Genomic DNA, 21,287 nt, shown 5'->3' with positions numbered 1-21,287 from the left:
CGGAGGTACGGGTGACGGCGCGTCGCGAGCAGATCCTCGACGCCGCACGCGATCTCATCGTGCGCGACGGCTTCTCCGCGGTGAGCATGCACGCCATCGCGCGGGCCACGGGTCTCACCCGCCCCGCCGTCTATGCCGAGTTCGGCGATCGGGAAGAGCTTTTCGCGGCGCTGATCGACCGTGAGGAGCGGGTGGTGATGGATATGGCCATGGCGTCCATGCCCGAACTGCCCGTGGACGCCGACCCGGTCCGATTCGCGGCCGAGATGGCCGACGCCTACCTGGACATGGTGCTGGACATTCCGCAGAGCTGCCGTTTCGTCCTGATGCCCGCCGAGGGCGCGCCGCCGGGCACCTCCGAGCGCGTCGAGCGCGGGAAAGCCGAAGTGCGCGAACGCAGTAGGGCGCTGATCTCGATGGCCGCGGCCCTCGGGGACCGTGCCGTGGACACCGAACTGCTGAGCCACGCGGCATTCTCGGTCAGCGAGACCGCCGCCCTGCTGGTCCTGGACTCCGATCGCGCCGACAGCCGTGCGGCGGTGTCGAACACGCTGCGCTGGCTGGCAGAGCGCGCCGTCACTTCCGTCTCCGGCAGGCAGGAATAGCGCCCATGCCGCAGGGCAGCACCGGAACGACCAAACGCCGCTATCCCAAGCGCCTCGCACCCGCCGAGCGCCGGGAGCAATTGCTCGACGCCCCGCTGCGGATCGTGGCGGACGCCGGTTTCGGCGACGTGAGCATCGCATCCGTCGCCGAGCGCGGGGGAGTGTCGCGGCCGGTCGTCTACGACTCCTTCGGCAGCAGCGCGGAACTGCTCGACGCGCTCATCCGCCGGGAGACCGCGCGGATGGCCGAGGCGGTCGAGCGTGCCACGGCCGGACTCGACGACCCATCCGCCGAACCCGCCGCCGCATTGCGAGCCGGTCTGGTGAGCTTCCTGTCCGACGTGCGCGCCATGCCGGACACCTGACGGTTGGTCTATTTCCCCATCGACGGCGTGCCCCCGGCGCTTCGGGATCGGGTCGCGGCGGCGCGCGACGAACTTCGCGCACCGCTGCGCCGGGGCCTCGGCGCCTGGCTGGACGGCCATCCCGCCGACGCGGACCGGGTGGATCTGGAGGTCCTGGTGCGTATCGTCCAGGGCCTCATCCAGACCGGCGCGCGCCTGATCCTGAACGAGCCGCAACGGTTCGACATCCCGCGCGTCGTCTCCCCGCTCGATTACCTGCTGGCCGAAAATAGCTGAGCCGCCGGGAGTTCCCGTCCCGGCGGCGCACTCGGCCACGATCATGGTGTCCGTCAGGCTGATTCGGGAGCGGCGACCGGAAGGGCGTGGGCCACGAGGAAATCCGCGATGGCGGTGCTGACCGGCTCCCCGGGCAGATCCGTTCCGGTGACCATGTCGAGGTGGCGGTATCCGGTGGCGTAGGTGCAGTCCGGCGGTGTGAGGCGGGTGGCGCGCAGCAGGAAGGGCACGAGACTCGCGCGGTCGCCGAGCACATGCAGGCTGGGCAGCCGCGCCGCGCCCGCCGCGTGCCGATGCCCGGCCAGATCGTCGGCGCGCGCACCGGCCAGCGCGGTCCACAGGTCGTAGTGCACGCGCATGGGGAAGTAGCTTTCGAAGGTGGCCAGCGGTCCGGCGGCGAGCGTGCGCGCGAGCCGGTCCAGGTCGGCGGACCCGCCCGCACGCCAGCGGTAGAGCGCCGCGTGATCGGCCGGAACCCGCGTGGGCGCACCGAAGGTGGCGCGCACGGCCGCGCGGAGCCCGGGGATGCGATGGGCGATCCGGGGTGTCGGAAACGTGGTGCGCGGCGCGGTGGGGCCGTCGAGCCTGCCCATACTCGAGGTCAGCGCATCGATCGGCAGATGCGGTGTGCCGGTGGCGAGTCCGAAGGCCGCGGCACCGGTGAGACGCAGTCCGCGCACGCTCGTCTCGGGTCGCAGCAGGTCGCGGTAGCGGCGGGCGCCGAGCACCCGCAACAGCGTCTCTCATCCCGCGGTTCGTGGCAGACGGCGCAGCACATCGGATTCCACCTCGCTCTCGCAGGCGGCGGCCACGCCGAGGATGTGGATGAGCGTCCACATCTTGGCGAGCGCGGTGCCCCCGGCCGGCGTGGCCGCGGGAATCAGTCCACGTCGCAGCCCCGCGACGGCGGCCCTGTGCACAGCATCGGCCATCCGCCGCGCCTGGGGACGATGATGCAGCCCCAGCGGATCCGTGCCGACCAGGGTGTCGATGGCGATGAGGCCCGTGCACAGCTCGTGTCCGGGCACGCCGTCGAAATCCCAGGCGGCGTACGCACCCGCCAGCAGCCCGCCCAGCGAATGACCGCCCAGGAACACCTTGGCGCGCCGGACATCGGGATCCGGCATTTCCCGCACGAGCACCTCGTGCTGATCCTCGACCACCCCGCGCAGCCTCAGTTCGGTGAGGAACCGCTGCCGACCCGGGCCGCGGAACCCTTCGAACACCTTGTCGCCGACCGGTTTTCCGTGGAAGTAGTAATCAATCGCCAGCCCCGGGTCAGCGGCGGCGTAGGCGGCGTGCACACCGGCCAGATCGGTCGACCCCTCACTGCGCCGCGCCAGCGACCACCACTCGATCAGCGACCCGCGTTCCGCTGCCGCACGAACCACGGTGCGCGCCAGCGCATCCAGCGATTGCGCACCCGCCCAGGTCCCAGGGTGCATCACGACGATGGCGTCGGCGTCGGCGGATTCGACCGGGCCGTCGACCGCCCGGTAGCGCAGATAGTGCAGCTCGTTCAGCCCGGCAGGCAGGTCCGGGAACGTGCCGGGCAACGGCGAGGACAGCCGGACGTGCCGGATGTCGATGCCGTCCTCGACGGCGATGACGGTTTCGTGGCGGCTGTTCACCGTGTTCTCCCGATCGTGGTCGTGTTCTCCGGAGCGAGCTGCGGCGGGTAGGCCCAGCACGCGTCGAGGAAATCGAGGTACGTGTACTCGAAGCGGTGGCCCAGCGTCTGCGCGGAGCCGGTGCGCCCGTTCATCGGCGCGCCGTCCGGTCGTAGCCGGGATGAACCACGGACACCGCGCGGCGGACCTTTTCGCGCAGCCGCAGGGCATCGGCGATCAGGCTCTGATCGTGTGCGCCGGAACGGATTTCACGCGCGAATACGGCCGTGTCCGGGAGGGGCGCGGACACCGCGGACAGTTCCCGTCCGGCCAGCTCAAGGACGTGGGCGACCACCAGCAGCCGTTTGCGGAGGGAGCCTTCGGCGCGCTCGGCGAGGACCCGGACCTCGCTCGCGGCGGCGGCCACGATCTCCCGGGTCGGTGCGGTGTCTCGGTCCTGGTCGTGGTTGGTCGCATCGCTCATCGTGTTTCCTCGAGCAGGTCCAGCAGGTCCCATTCGACCTCGGCGATCCGGCGGCCGATGGCGAAGCGTTCCAGATGCCGGTGCCCGCCGAGGCGGTAGGTCGATTCCTGCAGCAGGCAGTACAGGCCCCAGCGCAGCTGGCCCACGATCTCCCAGTACGCGACGGTGGCGGCGGCGAGTGCTTCGGGCGCGGTCTCGGCGTAGCCGTCGAGCAGTGCGGTGAGCCCGCCCAGGCCCCCCGCCCGCAGCGTGTCGCGTTCGAAACGCCAGGGCCGCAGGCAGAAGAAGCCGAGATCCTGGCGGGGGCAGCCGGGCGCGGCGAACTCCCAGTCGATCACGCCGGACAGTCCGGTCTCGCCGATGAGGAAGTTCCCGAGCCGGAAATCGCTGTGTACCAGCACGGTTCGCGACACGACGGGCCGGTGCAGTTCGAGCCAGCGGTACGCGGCCGCGAGCACGGGGCGATCGGGGGCGAGGAAATCCAGCCCGCCCGCGAGTTCGGCCAGCACCGCGTCGAGGGGTTCGCCCGCGCGGTTCGCGGCGTCTCCGGGCAGTGTGGCGCGCGCCAGTCGGCCCGCGGCGCGCCCGATGTCCCGGACCAGGTCGTCGCCGCCGCGTCCGGCCGGATCCAGCGCCTGGATCCGGTTGGGACTCGATATTCCGGTCACGAATTCGCTGATCATGCCCGCACTGCCGAAGCGGCCGCCCGCGGGCTCGAAGCACACCGGGCGCGGCACCGGGACACCCGCCGCAGCAGCCGCCATCGCGGCCAGGTATTCGGCGTGGCGTGAGGTCAGGGGTGTGCGCTCGTGGAGCGGATCGCGTTTGAGCACATAGCGTTGCCGGTCGGTGCCGATCAGCCAGGAGTCGCGGGAGGCCCCGCCCGGCAGGGGTTCGAGTGCAGGGCGGCCGGTGCAGCGTTCCCCCGCGTCGGCGAGCGCGGCGGCCACCAGGTCGGCGTCGGGCGCGGCATCAGCGGTCACGATCGTGCCCCCGTCGCCGCAGCTCGTGTTTGGCGATGGTCATCAGATGCACCTCGTCGGCTCCGTCGCCGATGCGCAGTGCGCGGCTCATGGCCCAGAAGCGGGTCAGCGGCACATCATCGGAGAGACCCAGTGCACCGTGGATCTGAATGGCGCGGTCCACCACCTCCTGGGTGACCCGGGCGGCATGGGCCTTGGCGGTGGAGATCTCGCGGTAGGCGCGATGCTTGCCGATGGTGTCGATGGCGTGCGCCGCGCGCAGGACCAGCAGCCGGGCGGCGTCGATGTCGATGCGATTGCGCGCCAGCATCTCTCGCACCAGCTGTGACTGTGCGAGCATCCCGTCGCGATGCGGGCGGATGGCCGCGCGGTCGACGGCGTATTCCTGGGCGCGTTCGGCCCAGCCGATGGATCGCATGCAGTGGTGAATTCGGCCGGGGCCCAAGCGTTCCTGGGCGAGCAGGAAGCCCGAGCCGGGGTGCGCGAGGACCGCGTCCGCTCCGACCCGCACGTTCTCGAGGCGCAGCTCCGCGTGGCCCGGCCCGCCCGCGTGACCGAAAATCGGTACCCGGCGCACGATGTCGAGCCCCGGGGTGTCCATGGGCAGCAGGAACATGGTGCCGCGCAGGTGCGGTTCGGCCCCGGGATCGGTGCACGCCATGAGGATGCACAGCTGAGCGCCCACGGCATTGCTGATGAACCATTTGCGGCCGTTGATGATCCACTCGTCACCGGAACGCACCGCCGTGGTGGTGATCCCGGTGGGATCGGAGCTCGCCACGTCGGGCTCGGTGAGCGCGAAACAGGAGCGGATCTCGCCGTCGAACAGCGGGCGCAGCCAGCGTTCGCGCTGTTCGGGCGTGGCGTACTGGTGCATGATCTCCATGTTCCCGGTGTCGGGGAAGTGGCAGTTGGTCACCATCGGAGCCCACATGCTGCGCCCGAGCAGCTCGCACACCTGCCCGTAGTCGACATTGCTCAGGCCGTGGCCGAGGGACTCGTCGGCCAGGAACAGATTCCACAGCCCGGCCTCGCGGGCCTGTTTGTGGAGCGCGATCATCAGCGGCCCGAAGGGTTCCGGGCCGTCGAGTGCGTCCATCTCCGCGTCCAGTTCGGCCTCGACCGGATAGAACACCTCCTCGAGGAAGGCCGCCAGACTCGCGCGGATCTCGATCCCGCGCGGGGACAGGGACAGGTCCGCGGTCACGCGGTCCTCCTTCCACCGTGCCGCGGCGCACCGGCATCCGGGCGGCCGAGGCTGTCGAAGCGATAGTGGTCCAGGGGGAAATGCCGGGCCCGCCAGAACATTTCCGGACCGGTGGCAGGACGCATCATGGGTGTGTCGCCATGATGATCGGAGTAGTAGCTGTTGGAGCCGGTGCAGTTGGCGGCCTGGAAGACGGTATTGCGCTGGCGGCGCAGGATATCGGCGAAGTATTCCCGGTGCGGCTGTTCGCGGATCTCCACATAGGTCGCGCCGCGCCGGTCGGCCTCGGCGAGCAGGCGCAGGGTGTGCGTGGTGGACGCCTCGATCATGGAGAAGTACGAGGGCCCGGTCAGCGAGTACGGCGCGAGAATCGCGAACATATTCGGGAACCGGGGCACGGTGACGCCCTCGTAGGCCTGATACCTGTTGTCGTGCCAGAACTTTCCGAGTTCCACGCCGTCGGTGCCGTGGACCGGGAACGGCGGGGTGTTGCCCAGTTCGAAGACCTTGAATCCGGTGGCCAGGATGAGCGCGTCGATCTCGTGCGTGCGTCCGTCGGCGGTCCGGATGCCGGTCGCGGTGATGCGCTCGATCGGCTCGGTGATCAGATCCACATCCGGCCGGGTGAAGGAGCGCAGATAGGCATTGGAGAACGTCGGGCGCTTGCACAGGAAGTCGTAGCGCGGGGTGAGCTTGTCCCGCAATACCGGATCGGCCACCTGGCGGCGCAGATGCGCGCGGCACAGCTGCTCGATTCCCTTGCGCAGCAGCGGGAATTGCGGTTCATAGGTGGAGCCGAGCACCATCACGGCCTCGGTCAGCGCCCCGGTGGCCAGGCGCACCGACGCCTGTGTGCCGGGAACGCGGTCGAAGACCCGGCGCACCGGCGCGGGAATGGGTGCGTCGAGTTTGGGTACCACCCAGATCGGCGTGCGCTGGAACACCGCCAGGTGCTCGACCCGGTCGGCGATGGCGGGCACCAGCTGCACCGAGGTCGCCCCCGTGCCGATGACCGCGACGCGTTTGCCGGTGAGGTCGTAGTCGTGGTCCCAGCGGGCGGTGTGCATCGTCTTGCCGGTGAAGTCGTCGAGTCCCGCGATTCGCGGTGGTTTCGGCTGGGTGAGCCCGCCCACGGCGGAGACGACGAATCTGGCCGAGCCCTCGCGTCCGTCGGCGGTGGCGAACCGCCACAGATGGTCGTCCTCGTCGAAACGGGCCTCGGTGATCTCGGTGTCGAAGACGAGATGCTCTCGCAGGCCGTACTTCTCGACGAGATGATCGGCGTAGGCCTTCAACTCCCGGCCCGGCGCGTAGACCCGCGACCAGTTCGGATTCTGCTCCCACGAGAAGGAGTAGTTGAACGACGTAATGTCCACCGCCACAACGGGATAGGTATTGTCCCGCCAGGTTCCGCCCACATCGCCGGTCTGCTCCGCGATCAGGAAGTCGTGGTATCCGGCCTCCTTCAGCTTGACCGCGACGCCCAGACCGGAGAACCCGGCCCCGACAATGCCGATGTGCGTATGCAGATCCCGCGTCATGCGCCGACCCCTTCCGTCAGTCGCCTGGTACGCGCGCGGCGCACGCCGACGCCGGATCGTTTGAACTCGTAGTCGCTCAGGGCGAACGTGCGGCTGTCCCACCATGCCTCCATGGCGGAGGAGGGTCGCAGGATCGGGGAGTCGCCGTGTTTGTCGAAGTAGTAGCTGTTGGAGGCCGCGCAGTTGTTGCTGTAGAAGACAGTGCCGGGCTTGCGGCGCTGGACGTAGTCGAAATAGCGCTGGTGCGCTTCGGCTTTCACCTCGATCCAGGTGGCTCCGGTGCGCCTCGCGTTCTCGAGACAGCGAAGGAAGTGCCGGGTCTGGTTCTCGATGAGCTGGAAGTAGGACCCGCCGGTGAACCCGTAGGGGCCGGAGATGAGGAACAGGTTGGGGAAGCCGGGCACCGTGGTGCCCTGGTAGGCCTGGTAGCGGTTCTCGTCCCACCACTGGCCGAGCTCGCGGCCGGACAGTCCATAGAGGGGATAGGCGGGGGTATTGCCCTTCTCGAAAACCTTGAATCCCGTTGCGAGGATGAGCACGTCGATCTCGCGGTGGCGGGCGTCGCGGGTGACGACGCCGGTCGCGGTGACGCGCTCGATGCCGTCGGTCACCAGTTACACGTGCGGGCGGGTGAAGGTGCGGAAGTACTCGTTGGAGAATGACGGCCGCTTGCAACCGAATCCGTACCGCGGGGTGAGTTTGGCGCGCAGTTCCGGATCGGGCACCTGCCTGCGCAGATGGGCCGTGCACAGCGCTTCGATGCCCTTCACCAGCAGCGGCAACTGCCGATTGTGGACGATGCCCAGGGTCATGAACGTCTCGGTGAGCGCGGTGGTGGCCGCGCGCAGGGACTTCTGCGCCCCGGGCACCGTACGGAACAGCACCCGCATCGGCGCCGGGATTTCGAGGTCGGGCTTGGGCGCCACCCAGATCGGGGTGCGCTGGTACACCGCGAGACTGCTCACGCGATCGGCGATGGCCGGGACCAGTTGGACCGAGGTCGCGCCGGTCCCGATGACCGCCACCCGCTTGCCGTCGAGTGCGATGCCGTGATCCCAGCGCGCGGTGTGCAGCGTGGGGCCTGCGAAGTCGGCCACGCCCGGAATGTCGGGAGGTTTGGGCTGAGTGAGCATGCCCGGCGCACCCACCACATAGCGGGAGGTGATCATCTCGCCGTCCGCGGTGGTGCCGCGCCACAGATGGTTCACCGGGTCGAACTCACCCGACACCATTCGGGTATTGAGCCGGATGTGCGGGCGCAGACCGTATTTGTCCACGCAATGGTCGGCGTACGCCTTGAGTTCGGTGCCCGGCGCGTACGCCCGGGACCACTCCGGATTCATCTCGAACGAGAAGGAGTAGGTGAACGAACTGACATCGACCGCGACCCCGGGATAGGTGTTGTCGCGCCAGGTGCCGCCGATGTCACCGGCCTGCTCCACGACGAGGAAATCGCGGATTCCGGCTTGCTTCAGCTTGATCGCGGCGCCGATGCCGCCGAATCCGGCCCCGATCACGAGCACCTCGTGATCGGGGACGGCGAGCGGCGGGACGGCGGTGCGGCGGGTGGTTGCAGCGGTCATTGATGCACTCGACCTTCGATGGCGGTGACGGAGACCCGTCACCGGGAAACGGGTACCGCGGGGGCCGCGGCCGGGCGTGTGGCGGCGGGGATGTTCCAGCAGTCGGTGATGAAGCGGGTGATGGCCGGTACCAGACGGTCCGGCGCGCGGCGTAGTTCGAGGATCGACCGGGAGGCGAGGAAGCGTCCGCGGCGGACATCGGCGGCCAGCGCCCGGTCGTCCGCGATCGGATGGACCGGATCGAACCGGTGCCCGATGACGAGCGTGCGGGCCTCGATCGTGCGACGCTCGTCGCGCGGCACCAGCGCGCCACCGGAAATGATGCCCTGCAAGGCTTCCGCCGATCGCCGCGGATCCTGGGCCACCCAGGTCAGCAGGAGATCGGGAATGCTGCCGCGCGTGCGTGGAATCCGGCTCGCCAGCGCCGCGGAGCCGCGCACAATGGGCGCACCGTAGGTGCCCAGCAGCAAGCCTGGCACAGCCAGCGCGGCGCAGGTGGGCATGGCGTGTTCGAGCACCGGCGATTCGACGACCAGTCCGCGCACCCGCGCCGGGGCGTGCACGGCGGTCGCCAGCGCGATATTCGCCCCCGCGGAAGTGCCCAGCAGTACGGTGTTCTCCAGCCCCAGCGCATCGAGCAGCGCGATCACCTGGCGGGCGTAGGACGCCATGGTGTAGTGCCAGTACCCCGCGGGCCGGTCGGCCTCGCCGAAGCCGAGCGGTTCCATCGACACGACATGTAATCCATTGGCCGCCAGCGCGATCGCGAGTCGGTCGTGCATCCGGCGCGGCATGAACAGTCCGGGCAGCAGGACGACGCTGCGATCCCCTTGTCCGCGTTCGTCATAGGTGATGCGGCCCGCGCCGACGCGCAAGGTCCGAGTGGGAGGTTCCATCGGTACTCCTCATTGAGCAATAGAAGAATATTACACTGTTGTATCTGAATGAGAAGCGGTACTTTCGCCGCTTCGGCAGGGGCTCAGGGCGCGAGCAGCATCCCGAACGCGCGGTAATGGCCTACCAGCAGGCACATTTCGAGCAGTTGCGGGATGTCGTAACCGTGTTCGCCGGTGAGCGCGGCCCAGGTGTCGTCGCCGAGGTAGAACTCGGTATCGAGTTCGTCGACCGCCCGCAGCAGGGCCGCTCGCCTCGGCTCCAGGCCCGGTGCGCCCGGGCCGTCGGCGGCGATTACGGCGGCTTCGGCGTCGCTCGCGCATCGCGCGTGCCATTCACCGATCGGGCCGCACCGCCATACCGCGCGTGCCACGATGAGCGCGATGTCGTTGTCGGACAGGCGAAAACGTAGTCCATGGCCCGCGCGTGCCGCGAGCAGCCTCGCGAACCACCGATGCGTACGCGTCAGCGCGGCGAGGACGGCGGGATCGCGGGGCAGCCATATCGGGCCCGAGGACGGTACCGCCGCTTCGATGCGCGGCACCGGCGGGGCGAGCGGTTTGTCGGGACGCGGACGGCGTGCACCATGGGCGGTGGCGAGCGCTCGTATCGCGCGCGGCTCGAAGTTGATCAATTCGCCCGGTGGTGCGAACGTGCCGAACACCAGGGCGATGAGTTCGTAGATGCCGGTGACCAGGCGTAATTCGTCGCACTGGCGCTCGGTCAGGTGCCGTCCCAATCGAGCCCGCGTGACGTCGGAAAGCGCTTCGGAGTCGTGCAATTCGTCCACCGCCGCCAGCACGGCCGCGGACCGCTCGTCCCAGTGGGCCGCGCCCGGGCCCTCGATGATGCCGGAAAGGTAGGCGTCGCCGCGGCGGAGCATTCTGGCGAACAGGACATGGTTCTGCCATTCCGACCAGCCGCCGCTGGTGAAACTGGTGCGCAGCGCGACCAATTCCCAGTCGCGCAGCGGAAGACGCGTCAGCCCGGTGGCGTGGGCGCCCGCGATGAGGCTGCCCCACGGCAGGAACAGGCCGGGGTGATGCGCCGCGGGAACGGCGATCTCGGTATTGGGCGGAAACCAGCGCCAGGACAGGTGCGGCCGGACGCGGCGGTGCGGGCGGGCCCAGCCCAGCCCGGCCGGTTCGGGCCTCATGCGTCGGCCTCCGCCGCGAGGATATCGACAAGGCGGCTCGACGGCCGGGCCGGTCGATCGTCGGTGTGCGTGGCGACGTCGGGTTCGAGCTGCATGGTGTCCTCCCTGGAACGCCGATCGCGGTTACCGGTGTCGGTGAATCGCGCTGTGCGCCCGGTAGTACCCCCTGTGGCCGGGGGCGTCGTCCGGTCCGTCATCGGTGACGCTAGGGATCGGGCGGGACGACCGGACAGGGCATCGGCCGCCACATGATTGACGTTGAGCGCCAGCGTCCGGTCGGCGTTGACAGTCCCCGCGGCGGCCCGCCAGACTCTGGATACAACAGTGTCAACTTCATATCCTGCCCGCCGACGGGCCGGATTCGCTCGACGAGGAGCAACCATGACGCCTCCGCGCACACGGTGGTTCGACACCGGCGGCCACCGCTTGGCCTACGACGTGCGGGGCGCCGGCCCCGACACGGTGGTCCTGATCCCGGGGCTGTTGATGAGCCGCCGGATGCAGGGGCCGCCGGCGGACGAACTGGCCGCCGCCGGACTGCGGGTAGCCATCCTCGACCCCCTGGGCACCGGTGAATCCGACCGTCCCACCGGCAATTCCAGCTATTCGATGCGCGGTTTCGCCGAGCAGATCGTCGCGCTGCTGGACGAGTTGGCGGTCGACCGCGTCGTCGTCCACGGCACCTCCGCGGGATCGGCGATGGCGCTGGCACTGGCACTGGCCGCGCACGCACCGGATCGGTTGCACGGCATCGTCGTCGAGGGTCCGGTGCTGGATCGCTCCATCCTGTGCGCGACCGCCTGCGCGGGAGCGGTCCTGGCGGGCCTCACCTACGGCCGACCGCTGGCCCGGCTGATCGCCCGGGGCGCGGGGCGGCTCCCGCGCGGTTTCGGGCTGGTGACCGATCTGACTCTCGACTGGCTGGCGCAGGATCCACGGGCCTCCGCGGCCGTCGTGCAGGGGATGATCTATACGGGATTCAAGCAGCCCAAGGATATTCGGGAGCGACTGCGGCCGCCCGTGCTGGTGATCGGCTACCGATACTTCGATCCCATCCACCGGCCCGCCGACGCGCGTGCACTGGCGGCGGAGGCCCCCGATGCCCGGCTCGTCCGGGCGCGCACGTGGCTCGAATTGCGTTCGGCTCCGCGCCGTCTCGCGCCGGAGAGCGCGACCTTCGTACGCTCCTGCCACGCCGCCGCAAGCGCCCCGGATGCCGCGCAGGCGGTGACGGCGTGATCGCACCCGAGCGCGACGTCGTGGTGGTGGGGGCCGGATTCAGTGGCATAGGCGCGGGAATCGAGTTGAAGCGCAACGGGATCCATGACTTCGTCATCCTCGAGCAGGCGGACGATCTGGGCGGAACATGGCGCGACAACACCTACCCGGGGGTCGCGGTCGACATCGCGTCCTCGGTGTACTCGTTTTCCTTCGAACTGAATCCGAACTGGTCCCGCACCTATGCGCCCGGCGCGGAATTGCAGGCGTATGCCGAACACTGTGCCGCGAAATACGCAGTGCTGCCGCATATCCGACCGCGCACCAGGGTGCACGAGGCCCGCTTCGACGAGGCGGGCGATCTGTGGCGGCTCACCATCGAACGCACCGATACCGGAGAGCGCGCCGAGACGACCGCCCGTTTTCTCATCGGCGCGACCGGTGGGCTCACCCAACCCAAGGCCCCCGATATCGCGGGACTCGCCGGATTCGGCGGCGTCACCATGCACACCGCCCGGTGGGATCACTCGGTGAATCTGACCGGTAAGCGGGTGGCGGTGATCGGCACCGGGGCCACGGCGGTCCAGGTCGTCCCGGCCATCGCACCGGAGGTGCGGCGGTTGAGCGTCTTCCAGCGCACGCCCATCTGGTGCGTCCCCAAACCCGACCGCGCCATCTCCGGCACGGAGCAGACGGTCTACCGGCGCCTACCGGCCGCGCAGCGAGCCATGCGCTATCTACAGGCCTAGGTCACCGAAACCGTCATGGTGGGAATCCGTCTGTACTACAAGCGGATTCCCTGGGCCAATCACGCCGTGGAACGGATCTGCCTCGCGCATCTGAAACGGCAGGTACCCGATCCCGCACTGCGCGAGCGGCTGACGCCGCGCTATGGCTTCTGGTGCAAGCGGCCCACCTACTCCAACGACTACTGGCGCACGTTCACCCGGGACAATGTGGACCTGGTGACCGATCCGATCGCGAGAGTCACCCGCACGGGCATTCGCACCGCGGATGGTCGGCTGCACAAGATCGACGTGCTGATTCTCGCGACCGGTTTCAAAGTCTTCGAGATCGGCAATACGCCACCGTTCCCCATCCACGGGCGCGACGGCGTGGATGGGCCGGTACTGGGACGAACACCGATACCAGGCATATCTCGGCGCCTCGGTGCCGGGCTTCCCCAATGTCTTCCTCATGCTCGGGCCGTACGCGCTGACCGGCGGCTCCTGGTTCCAGATGGTGGAGAACCAGGCCCGCCATGCCGTGCGCGTCCTCCGGGAGGCCCAGCGCCGCGGCAGTTCCCGCGTCGAAGTCCGGCCCGAGGCCCATCGCCGCTACTTCGACCAGGTGCAGCGGCGTCAGCGCGGGACCGTGTTCTTCAACCACGACTGCGGCAATGCCAACAGCTATTTCTTCGACCGCCACGGCGACGCGCCGTTCCTGCGGCTCGGGCTGGCGGTGGAGGCCTGGTGGGATGCCCGCAGATTCGACTTGAACGACTACTCCTACAGCAAGGCTCCGGGCAGAACGAAAGGGGTGAGCGGTGACCGGGAACTCCTGGCGCACAGGTGATGTCCTCGGCGACACCGGCCCGTTCGGGCGAGGCACCGGCGCGCTGCTGCGCCGGTTCCGCTACTCCGCTCTCACACCCGAGGATTGCCGCGCCGTGGCACACCACACCGCTCGGCTGGCGGGATGCGTTGCGCTGCGCGGGCACTGGGAGGATAGGTATCCGGAGCAGCCCACGCGGAGCGGACGCCGCCGTGTGCTGCTCGAGTCCGTCGAGGAATTGCACCGGGACCGGTATCTCGGCGATGCCCGGTGGGCGGCGCTGGACCTCGACGCGGCACAGCGCGTCGAACTCTGTGTCCTGGTCGGGCACATAGATCTGATCGCCATGCTGTGCAACAGCTTCGATCGCACACTGGACGACACCGCGACCGTCACCCCACTGCGGACCGGGCGCAGCCTCGACGCACCGGGCTGGCTGCTGCCCGACGCGCCCAGGCTGCCGCCGCCCAGCCGCTCCGATATCGGCGTTCGCACCTGGCTTTTCTCCAAGGGCGTCGGACTGCTGAACGGCGGGGGCGCCGTGGACGGCGTGGATGTGTTCTCGCGCAGTCCGGAGTTGTTCTGGAGTGTGGTTCCCTTCCTGGTCAGTCTCGGTCCGCTGCGCCTCGGGCGGGAACTCGGCGAGCTGATCACCCTGCGCGCCACCTGGAATGTCGGTTCCGAGTGCCACTGCGGTCACCACGGTCGCGCCGCGCGTTTCATCGGGCTCAGCGAGTCCGACATTGCACGCATTCCCGACGGGCCGTCCGCGGCCGGTTGGTCCGACGCCGAAGTCCTGGCGCTCACCGCCGTCGACGAACTCCACGAGCGGCGCAGCCTTTCGGATATGACCTGGAAATCTCTCACCGCCGCGTTCGGCACTCGTCGGATCGCCGAAATATGCCTGTTCACCGGCAATTACGAAATGCTCTGCATGGCCCTCAACAGTTTCGGTATCAGATTCGAACCCCATGCCTGGCAGGGCGGTGCGGCCGCGCCGCTGTGGTCGGCCCTCGCTCACCGCGGCGCCCGACGCGCCGCCGCGCGCACGGCCCGACCACACCCCGAACCGATCAGGAGACACCGATGACGCCCACCCGCACCTTCACCACCGAGACCGTGATCGACGCACCCGCGGAACAGGTCTGGGAGATCATGGCGGATATGAAGCGGTGGCATCGATGGAACATCTACCCGTTTCGCTTCCGCTCCACCCTGACCCCCGGCGCGCGGCTGTGGTTCGGCCCGCTCTTCCCGATCCCGTTCGGCCGCATCCTGGTGGTCGACCCGGGCCGGGAATTGGCGTGGGGCGGCCGCGTCCGGCTCGTCAACCGCGAACACCTCACCGGCCCGCTGATCGGGGTGATTCCCCGCGCGATCGCGCCGCTGTGGTGCGCGGTGATCGGCACCTTCGATAAGGGGCTCAGCCATCGGATGCTGCTCAACAGCACCGACTAGTCGATCCGGTGTCCGCCATCGCCCGATGCGTTTCGTACATTCGCATGGCGACAGCGAGCGCTGTTGCGGCGCTGATGGTGGCGGCGGCCCATACGGCGGCCTGCAGGTTCAGCAGGTCGGCGACGATGCCGCCGAGGATCGCGCCGACGGCGTAGCCCAGGTCTCGCCAGACGCGGTAGACACCGACCGCGCGGCCGCGCCAGATCGGGTGGGCTACATCGCCGATTACCGCGAGCAGGGTGGGATAGACCATGGCGGTGCCCGCACCGAGCAGGACCGCGCCCGCTGCCCAACCGGTGAATCCGTGCGAGGCCGCGATCACTGCGAGAGCCGCGGCTTGGGTGGCCGATGCGGAGGTTTCGTGGAATACAAGTGGCGGGGCGCGACTCCGGTTCGCGGGCGCGGGTTGCGTCAGTGCCGCGTTACGCTATTCCACGGATGATTGGAGGAAGGATGGGTGGCGATAGGCACACCGCGAAAGCGGCGTTGTACGAGGCGTTCGCGGCCAGCGGGAAAGCCCTGGCCAGCGAGAAACGGTTGGAGCTGTTGGATCTGCTGGCGCAGGGCGAGCGGACGGTGGAAGCGCTGGCGTCGGCGGCCGGACTGAACTTGACGACCGCGTCGGCACATCTGCAGACGCTCAAACAGTCCGGACTCGTCACCACGCGCCGCGACGGCGTCCGGATCTATTACCGACTGGCCGGTGACGATGTCGCCCAGCTGTTCGCGCTCCTGCGTAAGGTAGCCGAGGCCCATCAGGCCCGCGTGCACCCTGCCCGCACGAGCTATCTCGGCCCCCACGAAGGCCCGGAAATGGCCCGGGAGGAGCTGCTGACCCGCGCCGCGGCCGGAGATGTGCTGGTGTTGGATGTGGGGCCGGTCGCGGAGTATCGGGCCGGGCACATTCCCGGCGCGGTGAGCATCCCGGTCGAGCAGTTGGCCGAGCGGATCGCCGAGCTGCCGCGCGACACCGAGATCGTGGTGTACTGCCGGGGCGAATACTGCGTGCTGGCCTACGACGCGGTGCGGCTGCTACGCGACCACGACCGCCGCGCGATCCGCCTGCACGACGGCATGCTCGAATGGCGACTGGCCGACCTGCCCGTCGACGCCGCGACCCCGGCCTAGCAGCGACCTCCGCACCCGCGCCGGGCCCGATCCCGCCGTCCCCGCCGTTTTTCGCGTGTGTGTCGAATGTTGTCGTTCGTCTCGCAGGTGAAGCTCGGGTTATGCGGCTCGGGCACGAACCACGACTCGACATTCCCCGAGCACGCGGGGGCCGACCTGCCCGGCGGACCGCACCTCATGCTCGACACCGAACCGTTCCGGTCCGCCATCACTCCCGGCTGGACCAAGCCGTGTACCGCTGGTTCGCCGGGAACGCCGCGAAGGTCACCCACCATCAAAAGCGTCCAATTCGGCGCAACAGGACCTGCTCACCGAGCGCCTCTCCTGGTCCGGCTGAGATCGGTGCGCCGTGCTTGGGATCGTGCTTACTGCCGGGCGCGAACGGTTTGACGGTCCGGGCCGGTCGCGATGGTCGCCGAAGGTGCGGTGCGGGGCCAGGTCCAGGCGTACCGCAGGATGAGGGCGAGAAGGATCAATTCCAGCACGATGCCCAGGCCGTAGAAGTACAGCCAGGACGCACCCACGATGTTGAATGCCGTGACGGGGACATAGAGCGACGCCACGATGAGGTTCGCGATGCGGGTCATCCTGGCGGGCAGCGTCATCGACAGTATGAGCATGAAGATCGGGACGGCCATGAGGGTCAGCGCCGTGGTTGAAAAGGTCTGGGAGAGAGCGAATTCGAAGACTCGGCCGTCCAGGATGTCCTTGACGACGCCGGGCGTGAAGAAGTTGAGAATGTCCACGTAGGCGTACAGGAACATGAAGCTCGTCCACGCTGCGGCGAGCTTGGCTCGCACCGGGATCGGCTGGTCTTCCAGTGTGGTGGCGGGTTGACGTGTTCTCATCATGGGCTCCGTTGTGGTGCGGATCGGTGGGTCCAACGATCGCTTAGCCCGGCGGCGGGCACATTGGCCCGCAGGCCGGAGTTCGCCCGGCCGATGGCATGATCCCGCTCTCGTACTTTCGGCTGGTACGCCGAGGCGCGCCGGTCCCTAGGATGAAGCCGTGGTCACTGTCCGGCGCTCCCTCTGGCATGAGCCGCGGCCTGCCGACACCCCACCCATCGGTCGTCTCGATTGGCTGCTGGCAGGCGTGTTCGCGGCCGCCGTCCTGGTCGAGGGCATCGTTCGGCCAGGTTTGGCCTGGCGACCCCTGGTGGTGGTGCTCGCCCTGGCGCTGATACCCGCCCTGCTCTGGCGGCGCGGCCGCCCGCTGATGGCCGCCCTGGTCGGGTGGAGCGTCGCCGGGCTGCTCTCGGTCCTCCAGCTGACCACACACGCCGAGGATCTCGGCCTCTACTCCATGTTGGCCGACCTGATCCTGCTCTACTCGCTGGTGTGGTGGGGCTCGGGACGGGAGATGGTCTGGGGGACGGCGTTCGTGACAGTCGTTGTCGCGCTGGGGATGTACGCCTCTTCCGCGGGCTGGGCCGACGTGTTCGGCGGAAGCGTCCTCTTGTTGTTGCTCGTCGCTCTCGCAGCGGTGTTCCGCTACCGCGCCGACCTCTGGCATCGCCAGCAGCGTGAGATCCGCAATCAGGAGCGGGTGGCGCTGGCGCGCGAGCTGCACGACACTGTGGCCCACCACGTTTCGGCCATCGCGGTGTAGGCGCAGGCCGGTGGCGTGGTCGCCGGTATCCAGCCGGAGAAGGCTGCCGAGGTCCTGGCGGCGATAGAGTCCGAAGCGTCGCGAACCCTGGCGGAGATGAGATCCATGGTGCGGGTGCTGCGTGCGGAGGAAGCCGTCGCCTACTCACCGCAGCAGGGTGTCGCGGACCTGCGTGCTCTGGCGTGCGCCGACGCGACGCCCACCGTCGAGGTCTCGCTGAACGGTTCGTTGACCCGGCTGGCACGACCGGTGGACGCCGCGCTCTACCGGCTCGCGCAGGAGTCGCTGACCAATGCCGTACGGCACGCCCGGAGCGCGACCCGCGTCCGGATCGACGTACGCCGGGAGGGCGACGCCGTCCGGCTGCGTGTCAGCGACGATGGACGGACCGAGCCCGGGCCGGTCCCGGAGCCTGGGTTCGGCCTGCTGGGCATGGCCGAACGCGCCCAGCTCCTCGGCGGATCGCTCTCTGCGGGGCCGGGTCCCGAGGGTGGCTGGGTGGTGGAGGCGGTGCTGCCGGTGGAGGTGCTGGCATGAGCATCCGTGTCGTCGTAGCCGACGACCAGGACTTGATCCGGACCGGGCTGGTGATGATCCTCGGCGCGCAACCCGGCCTCGAGGTCGTGGGGGAGGCAGCGGACGGGCTCGCGACGCTCGACCTGGCGACCCGGCTGCGTCCCGATGTCCTCCTCGTCGATATCCGGATGCCCGGGCTCGACGGCGTCGAGGTGACGCGGCGCCTGGCCGGGCCAGGAGTAGCGGACCCGATGGCGGTCGTCGTGATCACCACCTTCGACCTCGATGAGTACGTCCTCGGCGCGCTGCGCGCGGGCGCCCGCGGCTTCCTGCTCAAAGACGCCGGGCCGGAGCTCCTCGTGCAGGCCATCCACGCGGCGGCCAACGGGGACGCGCTGATCGCCCCCAACGTCACCCGCCGACTGCTGGCGACCTTCGCCGACCAGGCGCCGGTGGTACCGGTCCAGCCCATCGACCCGCTCACCGACCGCGAGGAGGAGGTGCTCGCGCTGGTGGCACGGGGCCGGACCAACACCGAGATCGCCACCGAACTCTTCGTCGGCCTGAGCACGGTCAAGACCCACGTCGCATCGTTGATGGCCAAGCTCGGCGCCCGCAACCGCGTCGAGATCGCGATGTGGGCATACGACACCAGACGCGTGCGAGCCGAATCCGCGCGCCCGCCCTCCGGGTCCGGCGGCTGACGAACGTCAGGTATGGGCCTCCTGGGCCAGGTTCGAGGCGAAGCGCAGAATCACACCTGTTCGCCTTTCTCGCGGCGGAGATCCAGCTCGCGCTGCCTGCCGCTTCCTGTCGCCGCGCCTCGGCGCGCTGAGCTTCGGCGCGCTCACGCAAACCACGCAGGAATTCTTCATCGGCCGCCGGATCCTGGGCGACGTGTCGGCCGGGCCTGTCGTACTCGGCATACCGGGTCGTCGACCGCAGCGCGCGCGACTCGTCCAGCGGGCGACCGAGAATCAGCCACAGCAATGCGCCGACGGTCGGAATGAAGATGACGACCAGTAGCCACCCCGCCTTGGGCAGGTGACGGATACCGCCCTCGGGCGCGGTGATGATGTCGATCAGGCAGAACACCCACAGTGCCAGCGCGATCAGTCCGACGACCGCGTACGGCATCGCATTCTCCTCGTACTCGGGCCGAACACTCGACCGAAAACCCCACCGGGGCCGGAAACGGCCTGTTCACAGACCTTACCGAAGAGACCCGAGCTAACGAATATTCAGCTGACGCGATGATGATCACGATCGGCCAGCCACGACCTCCGAACCGCCGCGTGCTGTCGTCGATCCGTGCCTGATCGCACGTCAGCGGATGTCGGCAGGGGAGGGTTCGCGCTGCCCGTTGTGCTGTGGGGATGTCTTGGGCCCCAGCAGGTATCGGACGTCTTCGTAGTCGCCGAGGGCGACAATTCTGCCCTCGTCCAGGACGGCTACTCGGTCGGCGTGGCGTACCGTCGCCGGGCGGTGTGCGATCACCAGCAGGATGCAGTGGGTCGAGATTCGGCGCAGGGTGCGGACGAGGAGTTCTTCGTTGGCGGCGTCCAGGTGAGACGTCGGTTCGTCGAGGATCAGGATCTCGGGGCGCTTGAGCAATGCCCGGGCGATGGCGACTCGTTGTTGTTCGCCGCCGGAGAGGGCGGAGCCGTGTTCGCCGAGCGGGGTGTCGAGTCCGTTGGGCAGCCGGTCGAGGACGGCGGTCAGGCCGGTGATGCCGATGACCTGGTGCAGCAGCGTGTCGTCGACTGCGTCGACGCCGTAGGAGATGTTCTCTCGGAGTGTGCCGTACATGAGGCTGTTGCCTTGGTCGACCAGCCCGACCTTGGCCCGCCATTGCGCCAGGGTGTAGTTGCGGGTCGCGCTGCGGCCGTCGAGCAGGATCTCGCCGGACTCCGGCTCGTAGAAGCGCGTCAGCAGATTGACGATGGTCGACTTCCCGGCGCCGGAGGGGTCGACCATGGCGGTGTAGCTGTTGTGGGGCAGCTGGATCGAAACATCCTCGAGGATCGTGCGTTCGCCATAGCGGAACCGGATATCGCGCACTACCAGGCCATTTCGGCCGGTGTCGGGCGAATCCTCGGGCTCGCGATCCTGTTCGACCGGGAGTACGAGAATTCCGTCGACGCGCCGCAGCGCCGCCAGACCGGTCTGCACCGCGCGGGCGATATCGAGCAGCCCGGACGCGGGGCCGGAAACATAGCCCACGTACAGCAGGAAGGCGACCAGATCGCCGATGGTCATCGCGCCGGATGACACGCGAGCCAGGCCGACGATGATCACCAGGATGAACGACCCCCGGGCCCCGAGATCGATGGCCGGTGACACCACGGCTCCCACCCTGGCGGCCCGCAGATTGTGGTCGTAGATGCGCTGTGCGGTGCCCTGCAACGATTTCGATTCCCGTGGTTCGCGGTTGTGGATCCGCACCGTGCGAATGCCGCTCAGTACGCGCTCCAATTCCGAGGCGAGGTGGCCGGTCGCGTCCTGTGCGGCCACGACGGAGTGCCGTATGCGCGGAAGCACGGATCCGACGACGGTCATCGAGGTGATGACCACGACGAGGACGACGGCGGCCAGCAGGGGATCGAGGACGACCATCATGGTCACGCCGCCCACGACGACGACGCAGTTGACGACCGCTCCGACGACTTGGTAAGCGATCGCGTCGCGCAGCAGCGTGGTGTCCGTCGTGGCGCGCGAGATCAAGTCGCCGAGTCGTTGTTCGCCGAAAACCGAAATGCGCAGGCGCAGCAGGTGATCGACGAGCAGGACGCGAAGACGCAGGACGATACTCTCGCGCGCCTGATCCAATGTGTAGGTCGAATAGGCCTTGAGCGCGGCCTGGAGCAGGAACAGCACGGTGAGCAGCGCGAGCGGCAGCACGATCGCGGTATGGGCCGATGCTCGTTCGACAGTGCTGGTGACGATGACCGGCTGGACGAGTCCGCAGGCGGCGGCGAGCAGAGCGCAGGCCGCCGCCGACAGAAAGCGCCAGCGATCTCCTCGTGCCCAGGAGAGCATCCGGCGCAGGCCGACGACGCTGCCATCCGATATCGGGGACATTGTTCTCCTCGTACAGG

The 21,287-nt window shown here is 68.8% G+C and carries 21 protein-coding genes and 4 pseudogenes; 11 read left to right on the top strand and 14 right to left on the bottom strand.

The features are described from left to right. Window positions 1-11: 11 nt before the first annotated feature. From NC4_RS14685 to NC4_RS14675, 3 genes are read left to right on the top strand one after another with little or no spacing between them, the layout of a single operon-like run. A complete protein-coding gene (locus NC4_RS14685) occupies window positions 12-605 on the top strand; it encodes a TetR/AcrR family transcriptional regulator (RefSeq protein ID WP_067537730.1) in 594 nt (197 codons plus the stop codon). A gap of 5 nt (window positions 606-610) precedes the next feature. Continuing rightward, complete coding sequence (locus NC4_RS14680) at window positions 611-970, top strand: TetR/AcrR family transcriptional regulator (RefSeq protein WP_067537727.1); 360 nt, start codon at window positions 611-613, stop codon at window positions 968-970. A gap of 3 nt (window positions 971-973) precedes the next feature. Next, complete coding sequence (locus NC4_RS14675) at window positions 974-1,246, top strand: hypothetical protein (protein ID WP_067537724.1); 273 nt, start codon at window positions 974-976, stop codon at window positions 1,244-1,246. Window positions 1,247-1,299: 53 nt separating this feature from the next. Here the strand turns inward: NC4_RS14675 and NC4_RS14670 are convergent, their stop codons facing one another. The 10 genes and pseudogenes from NC4_RS14670 to NC4_RS14630 all read right to left on the bottom strand — a co-directional run bounded on the left by NC4_RS14670 (window position 1,300) and on the right by NC4_RS14630 (window position 10,704). Next, on the bottom strand, window positions 1,300-1,980 hold the full coding sequence (locus tag NC4_RS14670) for a hypothetical protein (RefSeq protein ID WP_157554710.1): 681 nt from the start codon (window positions 1,978-1,980) through the stop codon (window positions 1,300-1,302). A 9-nt stretch (window positions 1,981-1,989) separates the two neighbouring features. Next, window positions 1,990-2,877, bottom strand: a complete 888-nt coding sequence (locus NC4_RS14665; protein ID WP_067537719.1) for a hypothetical protein — start codon at window positions 2,875-2,877, stop codon at window positions 1,990-1,992. Then, a complete protein-coding gene (locus NC4_RS40225) occupies window positions 2,874-3,011 on the bottom strand; it encodes a hypothetical protein (protein WP_157554708.1) in 138 nt (45 codons plus the stop codon). Before NC4_RS40225 ends, NC4_RS14665 begins: the two co-directional genes overlap by 4 nt. Then, entirely contained in the window at window positions 3,008-3,340 is a 333-nt protein-coding gene (locus tag NC4_RS14660; RefSeq protein ID WP_067537717.1) for a hypothetical protein, read from the bottom strand. The genes NC4_RS40225 and NC4_RS14660 overlap by 4 nt, the downstream gene beginning before the upstream one ends. Next, complete coding sequence (locus tag NC4_RS14655) at window positions 3,337-4,323, bottom strand: phosphotransferase family protein (RefSeq protein ID WP_067537715.1); 987 nt, start codon at window positions 4,321-4,323, stop codon at window positions 3,337-3,339. The genes NC4_RS14660 and NC4_RS14655 overlap by 4 nt, the downstream gene beginning before the upstream one ends. Beyond that, a complete protein-coding gene (locus tag NC4_RS14650) occupies window positions 4,313-5,530 on the bottom strand; it encodes an acyl-CoA dehydrogenase family protein (protein WP_067537709.1) in 1,218 nt (405 codons plus the stop codon). The genes NC4_RS14655 and NC4_RS14650 overlap by 11 nt, the downstream gene beginning before the upstream one ends. Continuing rightward, a complete protein-coding gene (locus tag NC4_RS14645) occupies window positions 5,527-7,071 on the bottom strand; it encodes a flavin-containing monooxygenase (protein WP_067537706.1) in 1,545 nt (514 codons plus the stop codon). The genes NC4_RS14650 and NC4_RS14645 overlap by 4 nt, the downstream gene beginning before the upstream one ends. Next, window positions 7,068-8,654, bottom strand: a pseudogene (locus tag NC4_RS14640) (flavin-containing monooxygenase). The gene NC4_RS14645 and the pseudogene NC4_RS14640 overlap by 4 nt, the downstream one beginning before the upstream one ends. 38 nt (window positions 8,655-8,692) lie before the next feature. Continuing rightward, window positions 8,693-9,550 carry an alpha/beta fold hydrolase gene (locus NC4_RS14635; protein WP_084529084.1) on the bottom strand — a complete coding sequence of 286 codons (858 nt, stop codon included), beginning with the start codon at window positions 9,548-9,550 and terminating at the stop codon, window positions 8,693-8,695. Between the two features lie 83 nt (window positions 9,551-9,633). Next, window positions 9,634-10,704 carry a carboxymuconolactone decarboxylase family protein gene (locus tag NC4_RS14630; RefSeq protein ID WP_067537703.1) on the bottom strand — a complete coding sequence of 357 codons (1,071 nt, stop codon included), beginning with the start codon at window positions 10,702-10,704 and terminating at the stop codon, window positions 9,634-9,636. Between the two features lie 381 nt (window positions 10,705-11,085). Here NC4_RS14630 and NC4_RS14625 point away from each other — a divergent pair, with 381 nt between their 5' ends. The 4 genes and pseudogenes from NC4_RS14625 to NC4_RS14610 all read left to right on the top strand — a co-directional run bounded on the left by NC4_RS14625 (window position 11,086) and on the right by NC4_RS14610 (window position 14,934). Then, on the top strand, window positions 11,086-11,943 hold the full coding sequence (locus NC4_RS14625; protein WP_067537702.1) for an alpha/beta fold hydrolase: 858 nt from the start codon (window positions 11,086-11,088) through the stop codon (window positions 11,941-11,943). After that, window positions 11,943-13,497 (top strand): annotated as a pseudogene (locus tag NC4_RS14620) (flavin-containing monooxygenase). The gene NC4_RS14625 and the pseudogene NC4_RS14620 overlap by 1 nt, the downstream one beginning before the upstream one ends. Further along, window positions 13,469-14,566, top strand: coding sequence for a carboxymuconolactone decarboxylase family protein (locus NC4_RS41045; RefSeq protein WP_067537700.1), 1,098 nt, complete (start codon window positions 13,469-13,471; stop codon window positions 14,564-14,566). The pseudogene NC4_RS14620 and the gene NC4_RS41045 overlap by 29 nt, the downstream one beginning before the upstream one ends. Then, complete coding sequence (locus tag NC4_RS14610; protein WP_067537698.1) at window positions 14,563-14,934, top strand: SRPBCC family protein; 372 nt, start codon at window positions 14,563-14,565, stop codon at window positions 14,932-14,934. Before NC4_RS41045 ends, NC4_RS14610 begins: the two co-directional genes overlap by 4 nt. Here NC4_RS14610 and NC4_RS14605 read toward each other — a convergent pair. Further along, window positions 14,918-15,292: pseudogene (locus NC4_RS14605) on the bottom strand (MFS transporter); the annotation flags it as partial. The gene NC4_RS14610 and the pseudogene NC4_RS14605 overlap by 17 nt on opposite strands. 95 nt (window positions 15,293-15,387) lie before the next feature. Between NC4_RS14605 and NC4_RS14600 the strand changes: the two are divergent. Continuing rightward, entirely contained in the window at window positions 15,388-16,062 is a 675-nt protein-coding gene (locus NC4_RS14600) for an ArsR/SmtB family transcription factor (protein WP_067537695.1), read from the top strand. 365 nt (window positions 16,063-16,427) lie between these two features. On the opposite strand, the gene NC4_RS14595 is transcribed toward NC4_RS14600, so the two are convergent. Next, window positions 16,428-16,913 carry a DUF6326 family protein gene (locus tag NC4_RS14595; RefSeq protein WP_245721682.1) on the bottom strand — a complete coding sequence of 162 codons (486 nt, stop codon included), beginning with the start codon at window positions 16,911-16,913 and terminating at the stop codon, window positions 16,428-16,430. Between the two features lie 157 nt (window positions 16,914-17,070). Here NC4_RS14595 and NC4_RS41610 point away from each other — a divergent pair, with 157 nt between their 5' ends. Genes NC4_RS41610 through NC4_RS14585 form a run of 3 tightly spaced genes read left to right on the top strand, consistent with a single transcriptional unit; the run spans window position 17,071 to window position 18,893 of the window. Continuing rightward, entirely contained in the window at window positions 17,071-17,673 is a 603-nt protein-coding gene (locus NC4_RS41610; RefSeq protein ID WP_218021111.1) for a histidine kinase, read from the top strand. A 15-nt stretch (window positions 17,674-17,688) separates the two neighbouring features. Beyond that, on the top strand, window positions 17,689-18,210 hold the full coding sequence (locus NC4_RS41605; RefSeq protein WP_218021110.1) for a sensor histidine kinase: 522 nt from the start codon (window positions 17,689-17,691) through the stop codon (window positions 18,208-18,210). Beyond that, the gene (locus NC4_RS14585) at window positions 18,207-18,893 is read left to right on the top strand and encodes a response regulator (RefSeq protein ID WP_067537693.1); all 687 of its coding nucleotides are present in this window, start codon (window positions 18,207-18,209) and stop codon (window positions 18,891-18,893) included. Before NC4_RS41605 ends, NC4_RS14585 begins: the two co-directional genes overlap by 4 nt. 319 nt (window positions 18,894-19,212) lie before the next feature. Here the strand turns inward: NC4_RS14585 and NC4_RS44615 are convergent. Then, window positions 19,213-19,326: pseudogene (locus tag NC4_RS44615) on the bottom strand (hypothetical protein); the annotation flags it as partial. A gap of 189 nt (window positions 19,327-19,515) precedes the next feature. After that, a complete protein-coding gene (locus NC4_RS14580; protein ID WP_084529080.1) occupies window positions 19,516-21,270 on the bottom strand; it encodes an ABC transporter ATP-binding protein in 1,755 nt (584 codons plus the stop codon). Window positions 21,271-21,287 lie beyond the last annotated feature (17 nt).

The sequence above is a fragment of the Nocardia crassostreae genome, assembly GCF_001613405.1.
Lineage (GTDB): Bacteria > Actinomycetota > Actinomycetes > Mycobacteriales > Mycobacteriaceae > Nocardia > Nocardia crassostreae.
Note: the sequence above shows the minus strand (reverse complement) of the source record. Positions and strands in the feature narration are given on the sequence as shown.